At 67.0% G+C, this 22,032-nt stretch carries 21 protein-coding genes; 16 read left to right on the forward strand and 5 right to left on the reverse strand.

The features are described from left to right. The first annotated feature begins 48 nt into the window (after positions 1–48). The 11 genes from QNJ30_03115 to QNJ30_03165 all read left to right on the forward strand — a co-directional run bounded on the left by QNJ30_03115 (position 49) and on the right by QNJ30_03165 (position 14,583). A complete protein-coding gene (locus QNJ30_03115; GenBank protein MDJ0942424.1) occupies positions 49–1,329 on the forward strand; it encodes a hypothetical protein in 1,281 nt (426 codons plus the stop codon). Positions 1,330–1,428: 99 nt separating this feature from the next. Then, positions 1,429–1,824 (forward strand): hypothetical protein, encoded by a 396-nt coding sequence (locus tag QNJ30_03120; GenBank protein ID MDJ0942425.1) that lies wholly within the window; start codon positions 1,429–1,431, stop codon positions 1,822–1,824. A gap of 5 nt (positions 1,825–1,829) precedes the next feature. Next, positions 1,830–4,325 (forward strand): DUF4132 domain-containing protein, encoded by a 2,496-nt coding sequence (locus QNJ30_03125; protein MDJ0942426.1) that lies wholly within the window; start codon positions 1,830–1,832, stop codon positions 4,323–4,325. Between the two features lie 27 nt (positions 4,326–4,352). Then, on the forward strand, positions 4,353–6,869 hold the full coding sequence (locus QNJ30_03130) for a DUF4132 domain-containing protein (GenBank protein ID MDJ0942427.1): 2,517 nt from the start codon (positions 4,353–4,355) through the stop codon (positions 6,867–6,869). A gap of 105 nt (positions 6,870–6,974) precedes the next feature. Next, on the forward strand, positions 6,975–7,970 hold the full coding sequence (locus tag QNJ30_03135) for a zinc transporter ZntB (protein MDJ0942428.1): 996 nt from the start codon (positions 6,975–6,977) through the stop codon (positions 7,968–7,970). A 98-nt stretch (positions 7,971–8,068) separates the two neighbouring features. Beyond that, on the forward strand, positions 8,069–9,436 hold the full coding sequence (locus tag QNJ30_03140; GenBank protein ID MDJ0942429.1) for a hypothetical protein: 1,368 nt from the start codon (positions 8,069–8,071) through the stop codon (positions 9,434–9,436). A gap of 123 nt (positions 9,437–9,559) precedes the next feature. Next, entirely contained in the window at positions 9,560–10,714 is a 1,155-nt protein-coding gene (locus QNJ30_03145; protein MDJ0942430.1) for a Re/Si-specific NAD(P)(+) transhydrogenase subunit alpha, read from the forward strand. A 1-nt stretch (position 10,715) separates the two neighbouring features. Then, complete coding sequence (locus QNJ30_03150; GenBank protein ID MDJ0942431.1) at positions 10,716–11,129, forward strand: NAD(P) transhydrogenase subunit alpha; 414 nt, start codon at positions 10,716–10,718, stop codon at positions 11,127–11,129. Between the two features lie 13 nt (positions 11,130–11,142). Further along, entirely contained in the window at positions 11,143–12,534 is a 1,392-nt protein-coding gene (locus tag QNJ30_03155; protein ID MDJ0942432.1) for an NAD(P)(+) transhydrogenase (Re/Si-specific) subunit beta, read from the forward strand. A gap of 183 nt (positions 12,535–12,717) precedes the next feature. Further along, positions 12,718–13,656 (forward strand): hypothetical protein, encoded by a 939-nt coding sequence (locus QNJ30_03160; GenBank protein MDJ0942433.1) that lies wholly within the window; start codon positions 12,718–12,720, stop codon positions 13,654–13,656. A gap of 45 nt (positions 13,657–13,701) precedes the next feature. Further along, a complete protein-coding gene (locus tag QNJ30_03165; protein MDJ0942434.1) occupies positions 13,702–14,583 on the forward strand; it encodes a hypothetical protein in 882 nt (293 codons plus the stop codon). A gap of 309 nt (positions 14,584–14,892) precedes the next feature. Here the strand turns inward: QNJ30_03165 and rpsU are convergent, their stop codons facing one another. Continuing rightward, positions 14,893–15,096: a 30S ribosomal protein S21 gene (gene rpsU / locus QNJ30_03170; GenBank protein MDJ0942435.1), complete on the reverse strand. Its 204-nt coding sequence runs from the start codon at positions 15,094–15,096 to the stop codon at positions 14,893–14,895. Between the two features lie 220 nt (positions 15,097–15,316). On the opposite strand from rpsU, the gene QNJ30_03175 reads away from it, so the two are divergent. The 3 genes from QNJ30_03175 (at position 15,317) to QNJ30_03185 (ending at position 17,442) form a co-directional block, all read left to right on the forward strand. Then, complete coding sequence (locus QNJ30_03175) at positions 15,317–15,910, forward strand: peptide deformylase (protein MDJ0942436.1); 594 nt, start codon at positions 15,317–15,319, stop codon at positions 15,908–15,910. Positions 15,911–15,930: 20 nt separating this feature from the next. After that, positions 15,931–16,569, forward strand: coding sequence for a COQ9 family protein (locus tag QNJ30_03180; GenBank protein ID MDJ0942437.1), 639 nt, complete (start codon positions 15,931–15,933; stop codon positions 16,567–16,569). A 243-nt stretch (positions 16,570–16,812) separates the two neighbouring features. Then, positions 16,813–17,442 (forward strand): PAS domain-containing protein, encoded by a 630-nt coding sequence (locus tag QNJ30_03185; GenBank protein MDJ0942438.1) that lies wholly within the window; start codon positions 16,813–16,815, stop codon positions 17,440–17,442. Positions 17,443–17,469: 27 nt separating this feature from the next. Here the strand turns inward: QNJ30_03185 and QNJ30_03190 are convergent, their stop codons facing one another. Further along, positions 17,470–17,613, reverse strand: coding sequence for a hypothetical protein (locus QNJ30_03190; GenBank protein ID MDJ0942439.1), 144 nt, complete (start codon positions 17,611–17,613; stop codon positions 17,470–17,472). A 256-nt stretch (positions 17,614–17,869) separates the two neighbouring features. Between QNJ30_03190 and QNJ30_03195 the strand changes: the two genes are divergently transcribed. Further along, entirely contained in the window at positions 17,870–18,880 is a 1,011-nt protein-coding gene (locus tag QNJ30_03195; protein MDJ0942440.1) for a hypothetical protein, read from the forward strand. A 313-nt stretch (positions 18,881–19,193) separates the two neighbouring features. On the opposite strand, the gene QNJ30_03200 is transcribed toward QNJ30_03195, so the two are convergent. Next, on the reverse strand, positions 19,194–20,300 hold the full coding sequence (locus QNJ30_03200) for a 5-(carboxyamino)imidazole ribonucleotide synthase (protein MDJ0942441.1): 1,107 nt from the start codon (positions 20,298–20,300) through the stop codon (positions 19,194–19,196). Positions 20,301–20,310: 10 nt separating this feature from the next. After that, positions 20,311–20,808 (reverse strand): 5-(carboxyamino)imidazole ribonucleotide mutase, encoded by a 498-nt coding sequence (gene purE, locus QNJ30_03205; GenBank protein ID MDJ0942442.1) that lies wholly within the window; start codon positions 20,806–20,808, stop codon positions 20,311–20,313. Positions 20,809–21,067: 259 nt separating this feature from the next. Between purE and QNJ30_03210 the strand changes: the two genes are divergently transcribed. Continuing rightward, positions 21,068–21,727, forward strand: coding sequence for a GGDEF domain-containing protein (locus QNJ30_03210; protein ID MDJ0942443.1), 660 nt, complete (start codon positions 21,068–21,070; stop codon positions 21,725–21,727). Positions 21,728–21,761: 34 nt separating this feature from the next. Here QNJ30_03210 and QNJ30_03215 read toward each other — a convergent pair whose 3' ends face one another. Further along, entirely contained in the window at positions 21,762–21,968 is a 207-nt protein-coding gene (locus QNJ30_03215) for a DUF465 domain-containing protein (GenBank protein MDJ0942444.1), read from the reverse strand. Positions 21,969–22,032 lie beyond the last annotated feature (64 nt).

The following is a 22,032-nucleotide window of genomic DNA, read 5'->3' on the forward strand; positions in this document are numbered from 1 at the left end:
CGTCGGTTGCTAGCTTTTCATGCGATTTCCGCCCTCTGGGCAGGTCGCATGGAGTCGAGCGCGATGCCTTTGGACGGCAGCCAGAGCCGGAACCCGCTTCTCGATGCCCGGAAAGATTCGCCCGCCCTTGAACGGCGACGGGCCGCGCTGATCCGCTTGGTCGAGGACTTCGTCGCCGAAGGGGTCGCGCGCACCCGCCCGGGCGGCAACGGGATCCTCTATCGGGGTCCCAAGGTCCGGCAGACGACGGCCGGGCGCGCGATTCTCGAGGCCAGCGAAGAGGAACGGGAGGCCTGCCTCGCGCTCGCCTTTTCCTGGATGGGCAGCATCTGGTCGGAGCTCGACGAGAACGAGACCTTCCCGACCGCCGAGCACGATGCCGCCTACAGCTGCCTCTACGTGCTGTTCTTGACCTTGCTGGACCGATTGCCGGGCCTGGGCGACTTGGCGCTCGGCATTTTGGTCAAGACGCAGGCGGCCTTGCCCGCCACCGAAGAGCACTTCCACCAGCTCCTCGACGACGTCCTCGACCTGATCGAAAGGGCCGCCATCGAGCGTGGCCTGCCGCCGATCCTGGAGGCACCGTTGCGAGCGCTCCACGCGGGGGGTGAGAAGGCCTGGCCCAATCCCAATGAATACTACCAGGCGTTCCTGGACCGCACCGCAGGTCTCGCGGAGGAGGCCCGGGTCGGACGACGAGTTGATCAGCCGTCGCCCAAGCTGCGGACGGATCTGGAGAGCTTCGTCGCCGATGCCGCCAAGCTGGACCTTGGGCTCTCGCGCCGCGCCAAGGTGAGTGCGATCCCGGCCGGCGCGCGGATCCTCCAGGCTCCGGCCGAAGAGCGCGCGACCTTCCTGCTGCCGGTCCTCCGCCGGCTCGCCGTGCTCTGCATGGCGGAGGGCCGGCTTCTCCATGCCGGCCCCTACGACGAGCGGCTGAACCATCTCTCCGCGCTCGCCTCCGCGCTGCTGCGGGCCAAGCTGCCGCTCAGCGATGCAGACCTGACCGAGAGCCTGGCGCTGACCTCGCGCGCCTGGGCGCGCATGCCCTGCACCGCCGTCCTGGCTCGCGTGGAGAGGTTCCTGGACGAGGCCACGCCGTCACGGGCGCTCATGGAAGCCTTGAGCGACCTGCGCATGAGGATCCGCGGCACCGAGGAGCTTTGGTCTCTCGACAGCGCCGAGTCTGCCCTTCTGCAGCGCGTCGAAGACCTGCTCTACAGGCACCTCGCGATCCTCGCTCCGGAGGCGGGCGAAGCGGCCGAGCGGCGCAGCGCCGGAGAAGAACGATCCGGTGGCTCGTCTTCAGGCCCCCCTCGTCGTGCTTAACCCGGGCTTAAGGCACCACTGGCAGATGTAGTGGCGGCGCGACCTGCTATGTCGGTCCGCGCGTCATCGGAGATCCGATCAGCCTACTGGGAGTCCGACATGGAAGCCGCCCTTCGCATCTATGACGAAACGCCGGGGGCCGAGCGCAAGCCCGCCGCGACCCTGCGCCTGGCGAGCGAGAAGATCACGGCCCGCGAGCTGATCCACCGTCGGGTCGAGCAGGAGGTGGCCGCCTTCAATGCGACCAAGGACAACGTCTTCCAGGGCCTGGTTCAGCCGAGCGAGTCGGAACGCCTGCTCAACGGCTTCAAGCTCAAGAAGCGCCGGCCGCTCGATGTCGACGAGCAGGTCAAGGTCGCCCTGGAGGCTTTCTCCAGAAACGGCTTCGTCCTGCTGTTCGACGACCGGCAGGTCGAGGATCTCGACGAGGTTGTGATCGTGACACCGGAGAGCAGCGCGACCTTTCTGCGCCTGGTTCCCCTCGTCGGAGGCTGACCCCGATGGATCTCGGCCGCGTGTTCCGGCGGGTCACGGGCGCGCCCGTGGCGGCGGATCCGGTTGCCGCCATGGCACCGACGGTCCGCGCCTACCTCGACGAGGCGGCCGCGGCGGCGCCGAGCAGATATGAGCCTCCGAAGATCGAGGAACTCGAGACGGGCCGGGCGCTGCTCGAAGCCGCGCCGGGCGACCAGGTCCTCGCCCTGCGCGCCACCTTCGACGCGCTCTGCGCCGGGCTGCGCACCAGCGCCGCTCTGGGCACGTCGCGAAGACACGGTCTAAGGCTTCAGGCGCTGAAGAACCTCGCGTCGCGGCTCCTCCGTAGGCGCTTGCCCTACCGCTCGGACGACCTGGAGGCCATGATCCGCGCGCTCGCCGGCAAGACGGCGCAGGACCACTGGTTGCCGACCGGCGGCCTGCTGCGGGCGGTGGAACTCCACGTCCGCGCGCAGGGTCTCGACGACTCCCTGCGGGCCGCGCTCCTGCATCTGAGGCAGAGGGCCGAGTCCTCGGCCTTTCGGCGCATCGTCCAAGGCGTGCCTGAGCTGCCGGAGCTGGCCGAGAAGGTCGCGCGACTCCTCGAGGAGCCCGACGCCGCGTCCTTCCTGCGCAAGAGTCCCTGGGGGACGGAGGTCGGCTCCTGGCTCTCGGCCCTGGAGCCTGGGCCCAAGGCGGCCTGGACCGCTCTCCTGGCCCATGCCGCCACCGCCCGGGGACGCAACCGGCCGCCCAGGAACTGGGACGCCGAGGCGGCAGCCCTGATGGGCGCGGTCGGTGCAGAGGTCTTCGCGCAGCGGCTCGAGGGCTGGCTTGCCGGCCTGGCGCTCGAACCCGAGAATCCCGATCCCAACGCCGAGCTGATCAGGGGATTGATCTGGATCGCCGCCGGCCTCGAGGCCGAGACCGCGGCGCCCTTGCTCGGCGGCTTCACCGAGCGCTGCTTCAAGAAGGTGCCCGAACACGGCGCCCGATCGGTCCTGCTCGGCAACGCCGCGCTTTTCGCGCTGGGCGCGCTGCCCGCGGGCGGCGGTGTCGCGGAGCTCTCGCGGCTCAAGGGCAAGCTGCGCTACCCCAGCGCGCGCAAGCAGGTCGAGAAGGTGCTGCAAGACGCGGCGGCGCGCGCCGGCAAGACGCCCGAAGAGCTCGAGGAGATGGCGGTGCCGGACTTCGGGCTCGACGTCGCGGGCTGCCGTGTCGAGCCGCTGGGCGACTTCCAGGCGGTGATCCGTATTGCCGGCGCCGAAATGGTCGCGCTGACCTGGCGCGGTCCGGACGGCAAGGAGCGCAAGACGGTGCCGGCGGCGGTCAAGCGTGACCATCCGGACGGGCTCAAGGCGATCAAGCGTCGGGTCAAGGAGATCAAGGACGTCATGAGCGGCCAGAGCGGCCGTCTCGAGCGGCTGTTCCTGGCCGAGCGCCGCTGGCCCCTGGCCGAGTGGCGAAAGCTCTACCTGGACCATCCCTTGCTGTCCGGCCTCAGCCGGCGCCTCATCTGGCGCTTCGACGGCGGCGAAGACAATGCCGGCGGCTTGGCCGAGGGGAACCGGATCACCGATCACACCGGCGCGCCGCTCGACTGGCTGGACGACGAGACCCGGGTCTCGCTCTGGCACCCGATCGACGAGCCGGCCGAGCGGGTCCTGGCCTGGCGGCGCCGGCTGGCGGATCTGGAGATCACCCAGCCCTTCAAGCAGGGCCACCGCGAGATCTACGTGTTGACCGAGGCGGAACGGCAGACCGAGGTCTACTCCAACCGCTTCGCCGCCCACATCCTCAAGCAGCACCAGTTCCGCGCGCTCTGCCAGCAGCGCGGCTGGCGCTACGACTTCCAGGGGCAGTGGGATTCCTACAACGTGCCCGACCGACCCCTGGAGCGGCACGGCCTTTCGGCTCAGTTCTGGGTCGAGCCTTGCCACGACGACGCCACCGAGGCCGGCGTCTATCTCTACCTCTCCAGCGATCAGGTGCGTTTCGTCGATCCCGGCGGGACGCCGGTCGCGCTCGCCCAAATTCCGCCCCTGGTCTTCTCAGAGCTGATGCGCGACGTCGACCTCTTCGTCGGGGTTTGCAGCCTGGGCAACGACCCCACCTGGGCGGATGGCGGCGTCCAGGGCCACCATATGGCCTATTGGCGAAGCTACAGCTTCGGCGAGCTGTCGGAGACGGCTCGGACCCGGTGCGATGTGCTGGCCGCCGTGGTGCCGAGACTCAAGATCGCCGATCGCTGCGACCTGGAAGACCGCTACCTCAAGGTCCGCGGCCGGCGGCGCAGCTACAAGATCCACCTCGGTTCCGGCAACGTCCTGATGGCGCCCAATGATCAATATCTCTGCATCGTCAGGGGGGTCAGGGGCTGGGACACCGGGACCTCAGGCCAGAGGATTCGGCTGCCCTTCGAGGGCGACGCCATGCTCTCGCTCATCCTCTCTAAAGCCTTCCTGCTGGCCGAAGACGACAAGATCACCGACCGCACGATCCTCTCACAGATCGGCCGCTAGGAGTCACCAGCCCAGGAGGCGACCAGGATGATGTTCAGCAAGCTCTTCGGAGGCTCCGGCGCCAAGTCCGCCGCGCGCCGAGCCGAGCCCGGCGACAGCGAAGCGGCGCGCCTCGTTTCGGCCTATCTCGAGGAGGCCATGGCGCAGGATCGGGTGTGGTCCTCCACCGATCTCAAGATCCAGAACTTGGAGGCCGGTCAGAAGATCCTGGAGGCTGAGCCGTCGCTGCGCATCGCGATCGTGCACGAGGCCATTGCCCAGATGCAGGAGATCTCCGATCGCCTCCGGAAGCTGCAGAGCCGCGGCCCCCAGGAGTGGAACGCGCGCTACAGCAGAGAGGGCTTGCCGCTCAACAAGAGGCACGAGCGGCTCGGCTGGCTCCTGTCGCGTATGCTGCGCAAGCGACTACCTTTCGATCAGTCTGACCTCGTCAGCCTTCTGCGAGCCTGGGCATCGTCCAGCGACGGTCATCCCTGGTATTGGCCGGAGGCTGGCATCCTCAAGGCCGTCGAGACCTTCGCCGAGAGAAGAGGCTTGGAGCCCGAGCTGCGCGCAGCTCTAGAAGACTTGCGCACCAGCGAGACCAGCAAGTTCCTAGACGAGAGCCTTTTGCAACGGGTCGACCGGCAGCTCGCCGAAGCGGGGCAAAAGTTGGTGCTGGACAACACGCCCTTCGGCGTCGGCGTGGTCGGCTGGATCACCGGCCTCGGACAGCCAGAGCGAGATGCCTGGAACGGCTTGGTCGGGCACGCGCGGGAGGCGGACACCAAGGCAAAGCCGAGTGCCAAATGGCTGAAGGCAGCGGGCGGCTATGTCGAGGCCATCGGGGCGGAAGCCATTTCCGAGCGGCTTGCCGCTTGGCTCGAGGAGTTTCGGCCCGGACCGGAGAATCCGGCGCCCAGCACCAATTTCATCAAAGGCCTGATTTGGTTCGGATCCACCCTCGACGATGACAGCCTGGCGCCGCTCATCGGCCGCTTCTGCGAGGCTTGCTACAAGAAGCTGTCCGGGGTCGGTCCAGCCAACATCAAGCTCGGCAACGCCTGCATCTACGCTCTGGGCGCCATGACGGGCGAGCGGGCGGCGGCAGAGCTGGTGCGCCTGCGCAGCCGGATCAAGTTCAATCAGGGCCGTAAGCAGCTCGACAAGGCTATAGAGGCCGCAGCCGAGCAGGCCGGGCTCTCGGTGCAGGACCTGGAGGAAATGGCGCTGCCGGACTTCGGTCTGGATCCCGAGGGCTGCCTGCGCGAGACGCTCGGCGACTGCACGGCCGAGCTCCGCATCGCTAGCTCTGAAGATGTGATCCTGAGCTGGACGGGCCCAGACGGCGAGCCGCGCAAGTCGGTCCCGGCGGCGGTCAAGGCCGAGGACGCCGAGGCGCTCAAGGACCTCCGAAGCCGCGTGAAGGAGATCAAGGGGCTGCTTTCCGGCCAACGCTGGCGACTGGAAAGCCTCTATCTGCAGGACCGGCGTTGGCCCTTGGCAGCCTGGCGCGCGCGCTACCTCGACCATCCACTGCTCGCGAACCTCAGCCGCAGGCTGATCTGGCGCTTCGTCGAGGGCGACGATGTCGTGGATGCGATCCCGGTCGAGAAAGGGCTGGTTGCAGCGGACGGCCGGGCGTGCGACTGGCCCGGCGACTCCGCCGAGGTGTCGCTCTGGCATCCCCTGGGGACAGATGCGGAAGAGGTGCTCGCCTGGCGGGACCGGCTCGCGGATCTCGAGATCACCCAGCCCTTCAAGCAGGCTCACCGCGAGATCTACATCCTTACCGACGCCGAGCGGGCGACCGACACCTACTCCAACCGTTTCGCTGCCCACATCCTCAAGCAGCATCAGCTCAACGCGCTCTTCCAAGCTCGTGCTTGGAGCTATGGCCTGCGTGGTCTCTGGGACCAGCCCGAGAGCGTGCCGACGCGCCTCCTCCCCCACTGCGGCCTCCAGGCCGAGTTCTGGCTCGATCCGGTCGACCACGACAGTTACACGGACTCCGGCGTCTACCTCTATGTCAGCACCGACCAAGTCCGGTTTCATGACGAGCACGGCCAAGTTCTGCGCCTGCAGGACGTGCCGCCGCTCGTGTTCTCCGAGGTGCTGCGCGACGTGGATCTCTTCGTCGGGGTCGCCAGCGTCGCCAGCGATCCGAACTGGCAAGACGGCGGGCCGGAGGGGCGCCACCGCGACTATTGGTGGGAATACAGCTTCGGCGACCTGACCGAGACGGCGAAGACCCGTCGCGCAGTCTTGGAAGTGCTGGTGCCGAGCCTGAAGATCGCCGACCGCTGCGCGCTCGAGGAGAAGTACCTGCGGGTGCGCGGCAGCAGGCGCGGCTACAAGATCCACCTGGGATCCGGCAACATCCTGATGGAGCCCAACAATCAGTACCTCTGCATCGTCAAGGGCTGGGACAAGGCGGCGGACAAGCAGAAGATCCGCCTGCCCTTCGAAGGTGATGCAACGCTCTCGCTCATCCTGTCCAAGGCCTTCCTCCTGGCCGAAGACGACAAGATCACCGACGACACGATCCTCTCTCAGATCGGCTGAGGCCCTTAGCTTCGGCAAAAAAAGCGCAGCGGGCGCCGTTAATCGCCCTGAAACCAAAGCCCTCCAGGATAGGGCTGATCCCGAGCATCCCTGGAGCGGCCTGCCTTGCCCGACGGCGACAACGGACTGGTCTGTGCCTATGCCCTGGACGGCGAGGGCGGTGGGCGGTCCCTGGACTGGCCGGAGGTCGAGGCCTGGGCGGCCGCAGAGCGCGGCCCCGTAGCTGCCGGCCTGCAGTGGGTCCACCTCAGCCGCCGGGCCGAGGGGGCGAAGCGCTGGCTGGCCGAGAAGAGCGGCCTCGACCCGGTGGTCCAGGAGGCCCTGCTGGCCGAGGAGACCCGGCCGCACTGCGACCTGATCGGCGAGGGCGTGCTGCTGATCCTGCGCGGGGTCAACACCAACCCCGGCGCCGATCCCTCGGACATGGTCTCGATCCGGCTGTGGATCGAGCCGCGGCGCATCGTCTCCTCGCGCAACCGCAAGCTGATCGCGATCCAGAGCCTGGAGGACGCCATCGCCGCCGGCCGCGGGCCCGGCTCGGCCAGCGACCTGATCTGCGACCTGGCCAAGGCCCTGGTCGAGCGCATGGACCCGGTGCTGGACGACCTCGACCGGGAGGTCGATGCCCTGGAGGTCGCTGGGCTCAGGCCGGCCGGCAGCGACCACCGGGCCAGGCTGCAGCGGATCCGGCGCCGGCTGATCTCCCTCAAGCGCTACATCGCGCCCCAGCGGGCGGCACTGACCAAGCTGATCGACCTGCGCCTGCCCTGGTTCGAGGCCCACGACCTGATCCGCCTGCGCGAGATCGGCGAGCGGGTCGTCCGCTACGTCGAGGAACTGGAGGCCCTGCGCGAACGGGCTCAGGTGATGCAGGACGAGCTGACCAACCGGCTGTCCGAGCAGATGAACCGGAACATGTATTTGCTGACCATCGTCGCCAGCATCTTTCTGCCCCTGGGCTTCATCACCGGCCTCCTGGGGGTCAACGTCGGCGGCATCCCGGGCACCGGGGAGCCGCAGGGCTTCCTGGTGCTCTGCGGCCTGCTGCTGCTGGTGGCGCTGCTGGAATACTGGATATTCAAGCGGCTGAAATGGATCTGACCCGGTCCGGCGCGGCTGGCGACCGGCTCAGCCTTCCGTAACCACTTCTTGGTAAACATCGGCACCATCACGGACCCGGGTCCTGACAGGTGGGAGGCATGACGCAAGAGCGAGCAACCCCGGAGTTTCGGCCGCCCGAGGCCGGCTCCGAACCCGACACGCGCCGCATCTTCCTGAAGCGGGCCGGCGGCGTCTTCCTGCTGGCCGCGGGCGGCCTGGCTTGGCGGGCCTACGACACCGGCGTCTTCAGCGTCGGCCGCGGCCCGGCCTACGAGCCCTGGCGGACCTGGCGGGGCGGCGGGCCGAGCGAGGGCCCCCTAGCCCTGGTGCGCGCCGGGGTCCTCGCCGCCAGCGTGCACAACTCCCAGCCCTGGCTGTTCCGGGTCGGCTCGGACTCCCTGGAACTGCTGGCCGACCCTGGCCGGCACCTCGGGCCGATGGATCCGTTTCGCCGCGAGCAGCACATCTCCCTGGGCTGCGCGCTGGAAAACATGGTCCTGGCCGCCGGCGCCCAGGGTCTGCGCCCGGAGGTCGAGTTTCTGCCCGGTCGGCTCATCGAGCCCTGGGTCGAGGTGCCGAGCGTCCCCGCGCCCGAGGTGGTGGCCCGTCTGCGCTTCACGCCAAGCCGCCGCGACATCTCCGGACTCTATGCGGTGATCTCGCAGCGCCACACCAACCGCGGCCCCTATTTCCCGGATCGCGGGGTGCCGAGGGAAACGCTCTGGGCTTTCAACGATCTGGCGCGCGAGGACGACACCCTGCGCCTGGTACTGCTGGAAGACGGGGTCCGGCGCGCGGTCTTCGACCGGCTGATGGTCGACGCGACCGAGGCGATCGTCGCCGACCGGGAGATGATCGAGGCCAGCAACGCCTGGTTCCGGCTGACGCCGCGGGAGATCGACGAGCACCGCGACGGGCCGACCATAGATTCCTTCGGCCTGCCGCCGCTGTCGCTGGCGGCGGTCAAGATGCTGCCAAAGCCGGAGCCGGAGAAGACCCATCGCCAGTGGGTGACGGCGACCCGGGACGTCCAGCTGGCCACCGCGCCCTTGGTCGGCCTTATCGCAGTGCGCGATCCCTACGAGCGGGCGACCGCCCTGCGCGCCGGCCTCTTCTGGCAGCGCCTTCAGCTCTGGGCGACGGCCCAGGGCCTGGCGATGCAGCCGATGAACCAGTTCGTCCAGGTGATCGACCGCGATCGACAGCTCAAGCGCGATTCGGCCTTCGGCGCCCGCCTTGCCGAGGTTCTCGGCGACGACCGATGGCGGGCGACCCTCGCCTTCCGGGCCGGCTATCCGGCTGTCGCCGCCGGGCCCAGCCCGCGCCGCAGCATCGAAGGCCTGGTTCTGGAAGAGGCGCCTGCGGCATCGCTGCGCGAGGCCGATCTTATCGCCGAGCAGAGCGGTTTCTCGACGGGCTCTCCGGCCGATCCAAGTGTCGCGCGCGACGGCAAGCGGTCGCGGTGAATCGCGCCTGACGCGTCCAAGCTCCCGACAAGCCACCGGTTGATTGCAGGCGAAGGGCTTGCAAGGCGGGAGATTCTGCGCTCTTAACTAAAGAAGGGGCCATTCAGGGAAGCCGGGGGTTTGATGAAAATCGCGATCCCGAAGGAACGCCATCCGCAGGAGGCGCGTGTGGCGGCCTCGCCGGATACCGTCAAGGCCCTGGTCGGCCTCGGCGCGACGGTCAGCGTCGAGAAGGGGGCCGGGCAGGGCGCGGCAATGACGGACGAGGCCTACAAGACGGCCGGCGCCAGCATCGCCAAGGACGCGAAGACCGCGCTTAACGGCGCCGACGTGGTGCTCAAGGTCCGTCGGCCCATGGCCGAGGGCGAAGCGAGCGACGAGATCGGCCTGATGCGCAAGGGCGCCGTCGTCCTCGCGCTCTACGATCCCCTGCGCGACAGCGCCGGGGTCGAGGCGGCGGCCAAAGCGGGGCTCACGGCCTTCGCCATGGAGATGATCCCGCGGATCACCCGGGCCCAGTCGATGGACGTGCTGTCCTCCCAGGCCAACCTGGCCGGCTACAAGGCGGTCCTGGACGCGGCGGCGGAGTTTGGCCGCGCCTTCCCGATGATGATGACCGCGGCCGGCACCATCGCCCCGGCCCGGGCCCTGGTGATGGGCGCCGGCGTCGCCGGGCTGCAAGCCATCGCCACCGCGCGCCGCCTGGGCGCCATCGTCTCGGCGACCGACGTCCGGCCGGCGGCCAAGGAGCAGGTCGAGAGCCTTGGCGCCAGCTTCGTCGCGGTCGAGGACGAGGAGTTCAAGCAGGCCGAGACCGCCGGCGGCTACGCCAAGGAGATGAGCGAGGAGTATCAGAAGAAGCAGGCCGCGCTGATCGCCGAGACCATCGCCAAGCAGGACGTCGTCATCACCACCGCGCTGATCCCCGGGCGGCCGGCGCCCAAGCTAGTCGACGAGGCCATGGTCAAGTCGATGAAGCCGGGCTCGGTGATCGTCGACCTGGCGGTCGAGACCGGCGGCAACTGTACGCTGGCCCAGGCCGGCAAGGTGGTCACAAAGCACGGTGTCAAGATCGTCGGCCATCACAACGTGCCGGGTCGCCTGGCGGTCGACGCCAGCGCGCTCTACGCCAAGAACCTCCTGAACTTCCTCAAGCTGATCATCGACGCCGAGAGCGGCGAGCTGAAGATCGATTGGGAGGACGAGATCATCAAGGGCACCTGCATCACCCACGAGGGCAAGGTGGTCCATCCACAGTTGAGCGGGGAGACCGGCTGAGATGTCTGTCGACAGCTTCCAGGAAAAAGGCAAGGACGCCATCGAGAAGGCGCAGGAACTCAGCGATTTGGTCGAAGCCCTGGTCAGCGAAGGCACCCAGATGGCCATGACCACCGCGGCCGAATATACCGGGCCCTCGCCCCTGGTCATCGGCCTGACCGTCTTCGTGCTGGCGGTCTTCGTCGGCTATCACGTGGTCTGGCGGGTGACGCCGGCGCTGCATTCGCCGCTGATGGCGGTCACCAACGCGATCTCTTCGGTGATCATCGTCGGCGCCCTGATCGCCGCCGGCCCGGCCAACCTGGGCTTCAGCGAGATCATGGGCTTCCTGGCGGTGACGCTGGCCTCGGTGAACATCTTCGGCGGCTTCATCGTCTCGCAGCGCATGCTGTCCATGTTCAAGAAGAAGAAATAGGGCGGAGCCGACCATGACCGCAGATCTCTCCGCCCTGGCCTATCTCGTCGCCTCGGTCTGTTTCGTCCTGGCGCTGCGCGGCCTGTCGCATCCGGAGTCCAGCCGCTCCGGCAACATGTTCGGCATGGTCGGCATGGTCATCGCCATCGTGACCACCCTGCTGCTGCCCGGTGTGGTCAGCTACTGGCTGATTATCGTCGGGATCCTGATCGGCGGCGCGATTGGCACCTTCATCGCGCTCAGGATCAACATGACCGCCCTGCCGCAGCTGGTCGCCGCCTTCCACAGCCTGGTCGGTCTCGCTGCGGTCCTGGTCGCCGCGGCCGCCTTCTATCAGCCGCAGGCCTACGGCATCGGCATCCCCGGCGACATCCACGTCAACAGCCTGATCGAGATGTCGATCGGCGCCGCCATCGGTGCGATCACCTTCACCGGCTCGGTCATCGCCTTCGCCAAGCTGCAGGGCGTCATGAGCGGCGCGCCGATCACCTTCACCGGCCAGCACCCGCTGAACGCCATCCTCGGCGTGGTCACGGTGCTGCTGGTCGCCTGGTTCTGCGTTGACCAGCTCGGCATCACCTTCTGGCTGATCGTCCTGCTGACCCTGGTGCTGGGGGTCCTGATCATCATCCCGATCGGCGGCGCCGACATGCCGGTCGTGATCTCGATGCTGAACTCCTATTCGGGCTGGGCCGCCTGCGGCATCGGCTTCACGCTCGAGAACAACCTGCTGATCATCACCGGGGCCCTGGTCGGCTCGTCCGGCGCCATCCTCAGCTACATCATGTGCAAGGGTATGAACCGCTCCTTCTTCAACGTCATCCTCGGCGGCTTCGGCGCCGAGGGCGGGGCGGCGGTGCAGGACCTTGGCGACAAGACGGTCAAGCCGGGCTCGGCCGACGACGCCGCCTTCATCATGAAGAACGCCGGCTCGGTCATGATCGTCCCGGGCTACGGCATGGCCGTGGCCCAGGCCCAGCACGCCCTGCGCGAGATGGCCGATCTGCTGAAGAAGGAAGGCGTTGAGGTGCGCTACGCCATCCACCCGGTGGCCGGCCGCATGCCCGGGCACATGAACGTCCTCCTGGCCGAGGCCAACGTGCCCTACGACGAGGTCTTCGAGATGGACGAGATCAACCGCGACTTCGCCTCGACCGACGTATCCTTCATCATCGGCGCCAACGACATCACCAACCCGTCGGCCAAGACCGACCCGGCCTCGCCGATCTACGGCATGCCGATCCTCGAGGTCGACAAGTCCCAGACCGTGCTCTTCGTCAAGCGCTCCCTGAGCCCGGGGTACGCCGGCATCGACAACAGCCTGTTCTACGCCGACAACACCATGATGCTCTTCGACGATGCCAAGAAGATGTGCGAGCACATCGTGAAGGCCCTGGAACAGTAGGTTCGACGGCCAGGGCTCGCCCTCTGGGCCGCCCGTCTTGGAAGACCGAGCAGCGCAGCACCCCCCAAATGGGGGCAGACAGCAGGTTTCCGCCTTGGGCAGGCTGTCATGAGGACAATTATCTTAGGTCCGGGCGGCCGGACGGGGAGGTTCGGCCCGCGCAGGGCCTGAGGGGAGGTCGGCGTGAAGACCCTGCGCTCCGCCGTGCTGATGCTCGCGGTTCCGCTTCTCGCCTTGGCGGGATGCCTTAAGGACGCCGTGGACGTCAGCCAGCTGGGCCTCGGCAAGGACGGTGGCATCTTCAGCCCCGGCGGCATCCTGAGCGGCGAGACCGAGTACGTCTACGCCGAGGCGGCCGAGATCCCGCCGGAGGTTCCGGCCCTGATGACCGCGGTGATGCTGCGGCTGCGCGGCGAGACCGGCGGCGAGGTGACGCGTCTGCTCTCGGTCTCCGGCAGCGAGGTTATCAGGCCAGAGGTGCGCTTCCGCTACCGGGGCTTCGCCGTCCGCAGGGTCCTGATCGACGACTTCGAGACGGACGACGGCAGGCCGGGCCAGCGTCGTCTGGCCGGCCGGCTCTATCTCGAAGATCCCATGGGACGCGCGACCTCGATAACCTTCGACCTCTCCTATGCCCTCTTGCAGCAAAAGCTGCACATCAGCGCGGCCTCCTGGTCGCCGACGCTGTCGCAGGAGCCGCGCTCGGCCCTCTACGTCGTGCCTCGCCAGGCCATCGAGCCGGAGCTGGACGGCATCGAGATGCGCTATCGGGAGCTCTATGCCCTGGTCCTGGACCGGGCGCTTCCCGTGGCGACCGGGGCGCCTCTCCCCCAGAGTGCGCAGGACTATCTGCTTTTCGTCTTCATCCAGGACCGCCTGGGACCGCGGGCCGAGCTGGACCTGCGGATCGGCGAGGAGCCCGAGCAAGGCGGCGGCTACTCGGGGGCCTCGTCGCTGATCGTCTTCCCGGAAGGCTGGGCGGTCGGCCTCATCGCCGGCCGCTTCGACCTGTCCAGGGAAGAGCCCTTGTGGGTGAAGGTCTTCTACAAGCCGCGGGCCTACGAGAGGCTCGACCTGATCGGCCTGTTCTCGATGCCGCCGCAGGTCGAGCCGGCCAGCTGAATGGCGATGCGGCGCGGCGCGGGTCGCTCGAAGGAGGAAGGGAAGATGAACGCTCCGGCAAAGCCCGCGATCGTCTTGCGCGGCCTGGCGGCCGCTGCGGCCTTGGCCGTCGGCCTCGCCGGGCAGGTCGCTTTGGCGAGCGAGGGCGGCGGCAGCGAAGGCGGCGGCAGTCAAGGCGGCGCCGGCGAGGCCGACGGGGAGGAAACCCGCGACTCCGGACCCTACTTCCTGGGCCGCGAAGCCGACCGCGCTCCGCCGGGCTTTACGAACCTGGTCCGGGCGACGGCCGCCTTTCAGGGCTATTCGCTTTTTCTCAGTCCCGAAGAGGGTACGGCGCGGTTCCTCTTTGATCTGACCTACGGGCCCCTGATCGAGCTCGTGACCGCGCTGAGCTTCCAGCAGCAGTTCGGCCCCCCGCGGGAATCCCAGGCCGCGCCACGGCAGAGCGACAAGACCGCTTCCAAGCCTTCGGGCTTCGTCCAGCTCGGCGAGGGTCTTTCGATGATCGAGCGCATCCAGATCAGCGAGAAGCTCGCCGGGATCCTGGGCCGCAAGGACGCCTTGTACGCCGAGGAAGACGGCGGCCTGCCGTATTGGATCTTCAAGGAGGATAGCGGCACGAACTCGAACGGCGCGAGCGAACCGGCACCACCGCGGATCATCTGGGAGGTCGAGGCGGCAGCCGGCGATGCCGCGAAGGGCGCGGGCAAGGCCAAGTTATCCGACGGGATGGATTCAGCAGCCAAGTCCAAGGCGAAGGCGGGCAGGGACTTCGACCGCAAGGCGCTCGACTACCTCGATGAGAACTACCTGTGGCTTCAGGAGAGGTTCGGTTCGAAGGACCCGGAAATTAGGGCCCGAAAGGCCAAGATGGCCGAGGAGAAAATAGAAGAGCTCAAAAAGAAGAGACAAAATCGGGGGCGGTGATCACCGGACACCATCGTGCAGGACGCAGTCGGACTATGTCATGCTCCCCGGGGAGGCAGGAGGCCCATGGCTGTTGCGATCGGTGCCGGCGGCTCCCGTCCTAGGGCTTTCGGGTCCGATCACCGCTCCGGGGCGTCCCTGACGCGGCGCCACCGCCCGCTATCCAGGAAGCGGATTTGACCGGAGCCTCCGCGAAGCCTCAGGATCACGCACACCAATAGCCGCCCGCACAATACGGGCGGCAGGATCCAATCCATAGCTATTCATGACAAGGGATGCCCGGCAGGGCGCTCCTATCGCGTCAGCGCGCTAGAAGCCTTCGCGCTCCATGCGCTTGCGCAGCAGCTTGCGGTAGCGGCGCACCGCCTCGGCCTGCTCGCGCTTGCGGCGCTCGGAGGGCTTCTCGTAGGAGCGACGCAGCTTCATCTCACGGAAGATGCCCTCGCGCTGCATCTTCTTCTTCAGCGCGCGCAGGGCTTGGTCGACGTTGTTGTCGCGAACATGTACGTGCACGGCCCTTCAAGTCTCCTTCTGGACCTAGGGTTAAGCGAACATTGCCGGGCTGGCGGCTGGTCGCCCCGGCATGCAGACGCAAAACAACGTCCGCGGCGGCCGGACCACGCCGGGGCCGGTGTGGTAGCACAGCCGCCGGGGCTTGGGAAGGCGAATCTTCGGCGGTTTTCGGACGCCGCGGCGGCTTTACCTTGGCCCCCCGGCTACTCATATTGAGCCCATGGCCATTCTCAAGATCGCCCGCATGGGGCATCCCGTGCTCAGCCGCCCGGCCGCACCGGTCGACGATCCCGGGGCGCCCGCCATCCGCCGGCTGGTCGCGGACATGATCGAGACCATGGAGGACGCGCCGGGCACCGGCCTGGCCGCGCCCCAGGTCCATGTCCCGTTGCGCCTGGTGGTCTTCAAGGTGGAGGGCGCGCGCGCCAGCCGCGAGGACGGGCCCGAAGCGAGCGGACCAGGGGCGGACGGGCCCAGTGCGGACGGGGGCGGGGACGGCACGGTGCCGATGACCGTGCTGATCAATCCCGAGATCGAGCCCCTGGGCGAGGACAAGGCCCTCGGCTGGGAGGCCTGCCTCTCGGTGCCCGAGCTGGCCGGCGAGGTGCCGCGCTACACCGCGATCCGCTACCGCGGCCTGGACCCGGACGGCCGAACGATCGAGCGCGAGGCCAGAGGTTTCCACGCTCGGGTGGTCCAACACGAGTGCGACCACCTGGACGGGATCCTCTACCCGCAGCGCATGCTCGACTTGAAGAAACTGGTCTTCGCCTCCGAGCTGCGTCACCTGGGCGGTGCCGAAGCTGCGGACTGAGCGCGGGAAGGAGAAAGTCCTTGGATATCGAGACGACCCGGCGCCGGCTCCTGGACGCCACCCTGGACCACGTGCCCTTCGACGGCTGGTCCGTGACCGCGCTGCAGCGGGCGGCGGCCGACCTGGGCCTCGACGCGGCCACGGCGGTCAACGCCTTTCCCGGCGGCGCGGCCGAGTTGATCGCGTTCCACAGCGCCGAGGCCGACCGGCAGATGCTGGACGCGCTGCCGCCCCTGGACCTGCCGGGGATGCGGGTTCGGGATCGGATCGCCGCGGTGGTCCGCCTGCGTCTGGAGCAGAATGCCCCGCATCGCGAGGCGGTCCGGCGCGCCGTGGCATTCCTCGCCCTGCCGCAGAACGGCCCCTTGGCGCTGAAGTGCCTCTATCGAACGGTCGACGCCATGTGGTACGCCGCGGGCGACACCTCGACGGACTACAACTTCTACACCAAGCGGCTGCTGCTCTCCGGGGTCTACAGCTCGACCCTGCTGTTCTGGCTGAACGACGAATCCGAGGGCTCCGCTGAGACCTGGGCCTTCCTGGCGCGCCGCATCGACGAGGTCCTGAAGATCGGCGGCAGCCTGGGCAAGGGGGTCAAGGCCGTGCTGGATGTCCCCGACCGCCTGTTCCGTTTCCGCCCGGGAAGCATGCGGCGCTGAAGATCCGGCTCCCGGCGACTCGCGCCTTTATCGAGGGCGGCCGCCCGGTCATCTCCCGGTCCGAGCCGAGCGGGGCCGGTCATGCCGAAACCCCTAAGCGTCGGGCAAGCAGAGCCTGTAGTCCTAGATCTTAGTCCATAACTTTAGAAGTGCCCAGGATCTGCGCAGTTCCCGGTTGAATATGCTGTACCCCAAAGGTTTGGTGTGTTCTAAGCTGGCGTGCAAGCAAGGGAGCCTTGCCAATTGAACCCGACTGCGACCACGTCCGGCAGCGAAGATCGCGACAGAGCGCGAACACCGGTTCCGACCGCGAGCGACCTCGCCGGCAAGGTCGTGGCGTACCTGACCGAGCGCGGCGAGGGGCAGCGCCTGGCGGCTTTCCCGGGCCTCGAGATCAAGGGGCTGGAGCTGGTCCTGGAGCCTTCGGAACAGGACCTCGCGGCGGACGAACTGAAGGCGGTGCTTCGGTACTGGCAGGATCTGCCGCGTCGCGACGGGATCCCGGACGTGATCAAGGTCGAGCCGGACCGGCTGCTGTCCGCTCTGGGCTACCTCATGCTGATCGATTTCGGCGAGGCCGAGGACGACTTTCGCTACGCCCTCTACGGCAGCAAGATCGCCAAGGTCTCCGGCTTCGACATGACCGGCAAGAGCATCTGGGACATTCCGACGACCTCGGCCGTCCAGGTCTTCTTCGCGGCCTGCTACATGGCCGTGGGCCGGCTGAAGCGCCCGATCTACAGCGTGCACGAAGCACCGCCGGCGATCACGGTGAGCCACTGGCACCGCCTGATCCTGCCCCTTGGCAAGGACGGCGAGGTCAGGCGCTTGCTGGTCTGCAACGTCCCGATCAGCAAGGGCAAGCCGCTCTGAAGGCCCGGCCTCCCAGGCGGCGTGGGCTTACAGGCCGTCCGGCTTCTCGATCACCAGGATGCGGGCCTCGCCCAGGGGATGGGCGACGTGCTCGTCGCCGGCTTCTGCGAAGCAGACATCGCCGGCCGCCAAGTGCTGCGCCTTCTCGATCCCGGCTTCCCGGTAGTGCATCTCGACTAGATAACTGAGTGCGCCCGAGACCGCGGCGCCATCTTTGACGTATGGGTCGCAGGGTTTGTCGACGAGAAGCGCTCTTAGGCGACTTCCCGCAATCAGCAGCTTTCCGGGCGTTCTGAATTCACATTCGTTCCACAGGCCTCTAGTGGAGCACCAATCTGCTGGGGAATTAACCTTCACTTAACCATAACTAATTATCACCTTTTATCTGTCACGTCTAATGGGTCATTCAAGAGCATGGCCTCTTCCAATGCTGCCGGTTGATTGGTGCAAGATGAAACTTCAGAAAGATGGCGATGCAAGCGATTTCGGCGTCGACGGGGGCGCTGGCAAAACAGAAGCAAGGCTTCATCGGAAACTCGGACGCTACGTCCTGATAAGTTTACTGGAAGGCCAAAAATCCAGTCGTTTGGCAACAATAACTCTTGGAATGTTGCTTCCGGTCATTGTATCGGGATGCAGTTTAGTGAACTCGAATAAGCTAATGCGTGCAGATGCATACGTCACGCAAGGTTCAGCCCAGATCAAAGATGGAAAAGTAAAAGACCCTATCAATCTGGACTCTTTCAAGTTTAATGTTGGGGATACGGAGTCAGCTTACTCAAAGGCATCGAAAGCACAAAATGGTGTCGACCGGAACCGTCTGCAGAGCTTCCTGCTTCGCCTTTCCGACGTGAACTGTGCTCGATATGTCGACGACATGTATGCCAGGGTCGCGGCCAGAAAGGTCGTGCTGAAGTCAATTACCCTTTTATCGGGTAGCGCAGCTGCTGTCGTGTCGGGAGAGCTGGCAAAAAGTGTCCTTGGTGCCGTTAGCGCCGTCGCAACAGGTACCGACGCGATCCTGGACGCCGAGATATTGCAGAACCAGGTAATTACACTGGTGGCTACCCAAATAAATGCACAGCGCGCATCTATCGCTGCAGAAATTCGACGAAAACGTGAAGAGGCTGATCAGCAGGGGAACCAATCACTGGTAACTTATTCCCTGGAAGGCGCAATCCATGACGTCGATCGATATCATCAAGCTTGTGGATTCCTGCCGGCAATTGTAGAGCTGACCAAGGAGTCCCAAAGGGTCAGGGTTACAAAGGCTTCACTTGATGCGGAGCGCGGTAAATTAATGAAGGAGAAGGACGATATTGACACAAGGATCCGGAATCAAACAAATCAAAATATACTAAAGATCGAAAATAGAAGGCTTGAGCAAATCGGTCGTAGGTTGGAAGAGATCGACATCCTGCTCAGGGTTGCGGAGTAAATTGCTTCGCGATGTATTGTGTTGTCTGTAGAGATGTAGCAACGGTCCTTTGCGGAGTGAGCGTGGTCTCAGGACCGGAAGAATCTCGTGATCATAGTTTGGTAGATGGCAATGTACTGCCGGATCAGGCCCGAGCGGAATGCCGGCAGAAGCCAAGCGCCAGTCTCAAAGCGCTAACTGAGCTTCAATGAACCTGGAAACCAGTAGCGCCAAGTCGCATCCCTTGTATCGCAAGTCAAAGCCGGCGGGCCGGTTTGATAAGTGGATGTGACATTCCTGCTATCTTTCACCTATTGCTCTTGAGGCCGTAGGATCAGTCTTTGGTTGTTGGCGACAGCCGGGTCACGTGGCCCATCTTGCGCCCGGGCCGGGCCTCGGTCTTGCCGTAGAGGTGCAGCTTCTGGTTCCGGTCGCTCAACTGCGCGCGCCAGGCTTGCGCCTCGTCGCCCAGCAGGTTGCGCATCACGGCGTCCGAGTGGTGTTCGCTCGACCCCAGCGGCAGGCCCATCACCGCCCGGACGACCTGCTCGAACTGCGAGGTGACGCAGGCGTCCAGGGTCCAGTGGCCGGAATTGTGCGGCCGCGGGGCCAGCTCGTTGACCAGGACCTCGCCGTCCTCGGTGACGAACATCTCCACGGCGAGCAGGCCGACCAGGTCGAGCGCCTCGGCGAGTCGCCGGGCGGTCGCCTCGGCCCGCTCGGCGACCAGGGCGTTGGTCCGCGCCGGCGCGATGGTGGTGCGCAGGATGTGGCTTTCGTGCTGGTTCTCGACCGGCGGGTAGTCGGCCATCTCGCCGTCCAGCCCGCGGGCGACGATTACCGAGACCTCCAGCTTGAAGTCGACGAAGGCCTCCAGGATGCCCTGCGCCTCCGGATTGCCGCCGGCCATCTGGGCCCAGGCCGCGGCCGGATCGCTCTCCGCCTCCAGGCGCACCTGGCCCTTGCCGTCGTAGCCCAGCCTGGTGGTCTTGAGCACCGCCGGGGTGCCGAAGTCGCGCAGGTGGCGGGCCAGCGCCTCGGGGCCGTCGATGGCGGCGTAGCGGGCCGTCGCAATCCCCTGGTTGCCGCAGAAGTCCTTTTCGCGCAGCCGGTCCTGGCAGATCGCAAGGACCTCGGCGCCGGGCCGCACGGCGACCGAACGGGCCAGGATCTCAACGGTCCGCAGCGGAATGTTCTCGAATTCGAAGGTGACCACGTCGACCGCCTTTGCGAAGGCGGCCAGCGCCGCCTCGTCGTCGTAGGCGGCCCGGGTGAACAGCGGGGTCACCTGGCTGGCCGGGCAGTCCGCCTCGGGGCAGTAGATGTGGCTGCGATAGCCCAGGGCCGCCGCCGCCAGGGCGGTCATGCGGCCGAGCTGGCCGCCGCCCAGGATGCCCAGGGTCGCGCCGGGGGCCAGAGGGGCGGGCGCAGGCTCGGTCATGCTCGGGTCCTCAGGCATCGTCGGAAGGGGCCTCGGCGACGCCCGCGCTCTGCCGGGAGCGCCAGTCGTCGAGCGCCTCGGCCACCGCGGGGTCCGAGAGCGCGATCACGGCCGCGGCCAGCAGCGCGGCGTTGATCGCCCCGGCCTTGCCGATCGCCAGGGTGCCGACCGGAATGCCGCCCGGCATCTGGACGATGGACAGCAGGCTGTCCATACCCTTCAGCGCCTGACTCTCGACCGGGACTCCGAAGACCGGCAGCGGCGTGAGGGAGGCCACCATGCCCGGCAGGTGGGCGGCGCCGCCGGCGCCGGCGATGATGACCTTGAGCCCGCGGTCGCGGGCCGTGGTCGCATAGTCGACCATCCGTTTGGGCGTCCGGTGGGCGGAGACGATCCGGATCTCCCGGGCCACGCCCAGGGCGTCGAGGGTCTCCGCCGCATGACGCAGCGTCGCCCAGTCCGACTGGCTGCCCATGATGATCCCAACCGCCGCTTGGCCGTTCGACATCCACCCCTCGCATCCTGTCTGCCCCGCCATCCGGCAGCGCCGGGCGCATTATTGGGAATTGCCGGGAGGGTGGCAAGCGGGCCGGCGGCCACCCGTGGGGAGGGTGCATTGCCGGGCCGTTTATCGTTTGCCAAGCCGCAGCGGCCCGCCCATAGTCTGGCCCGGAACGACCTGAATCTGGTGGATTATGCGGGTTCGCGATAGCTCGTCTTCCCGAGGCCTGTCCGGCGTATCGGCCGGCAGGGAGCGTGCGGCCAAAGTGGCCGCCGAGGGCCTGGAGGCGCCCTCTGCGCCCCGGGACACCGCGACCCTGGCCGGAATCCCTGAGTCCGAGCTGACGCCCAAGGTGCGCACGGCCATCGACCGCCTGCTGTCGGACGTGGCGCACCTGCGCGAGGAGCTCGAGCTCGCCAAGCGGCGGATCCAGCACCTCGAGGATCTGGCCGACCAGGACGTCCTGGTCCCGGTCGCGAACCGGCGCGCCTTCGTGCGTGAGCTTAGCCGCCTGATGGCCTTCGCCGAGCGCTACGGCACCCAGGGCAGCGTGCTTTACTTCGACGTCAACGGCATGAAGGAGATCAACGACAACCTCGGCCACAGCGCCGGCGACGCCGCGTTGCGCCACGTCGCCGAGGTCCTGCTCGGCAACGTCAGGGCCTCGGACATGGTCGGCCGGCTGGGCGGCGACGAGTTCGGCGTGATCCTGTCCCAGTCCGATCAGGAGGCGGCCAGGGCCAAGGCCGAGCGCCTGGCCCAGGCAATCCTCGCCCGGCCGCTCGAATGGGAGGGCCGGCGGCTGGACATCGAGATTTCCTTCGGCAGCTACAGCTTCGCGGGCGGCGAGAGCGTCGACGATGCCCTGGCCGCCGCCGATCACGCGATGTACCGGCACAAGAAGACCCGTGGCGGTGAGGACTGACCGCCGTCCTCGCACCGCCGGCGGTGACGCCGCCTCAGGCGATGATGTCGGGCAGAAGCCGGCTCTCCAACTGCAGGATCTGGTCCTTGAGCAGGAGCTTCCGCTTCTTCAGACGCTTGACCTGTATCTGGTCGAAAGGCGCCTGTTCCGAGATCCTGGCGATGACGTCGTCGAGGTCGCGGTGCTCACTCTTGAGCTGGCTCAGCCTCTCTCTGATCAACTCGATCTCGCGCTCTTCCATGCTAGCCGTGTACCAAAACACCCCCCTGGGCGGCACGGCCGACCGGGACTCCAAGTCTAGCCTT

The sequence above is a fragment of the Kiloniellales bacterium genome (genome assembly GCA_030066685.1).
GTDB lineage: Bacteria > Pseudomonadota > Alphaproteobacteria > Kiloniellales > JAKSBE01 > JAKSBE01.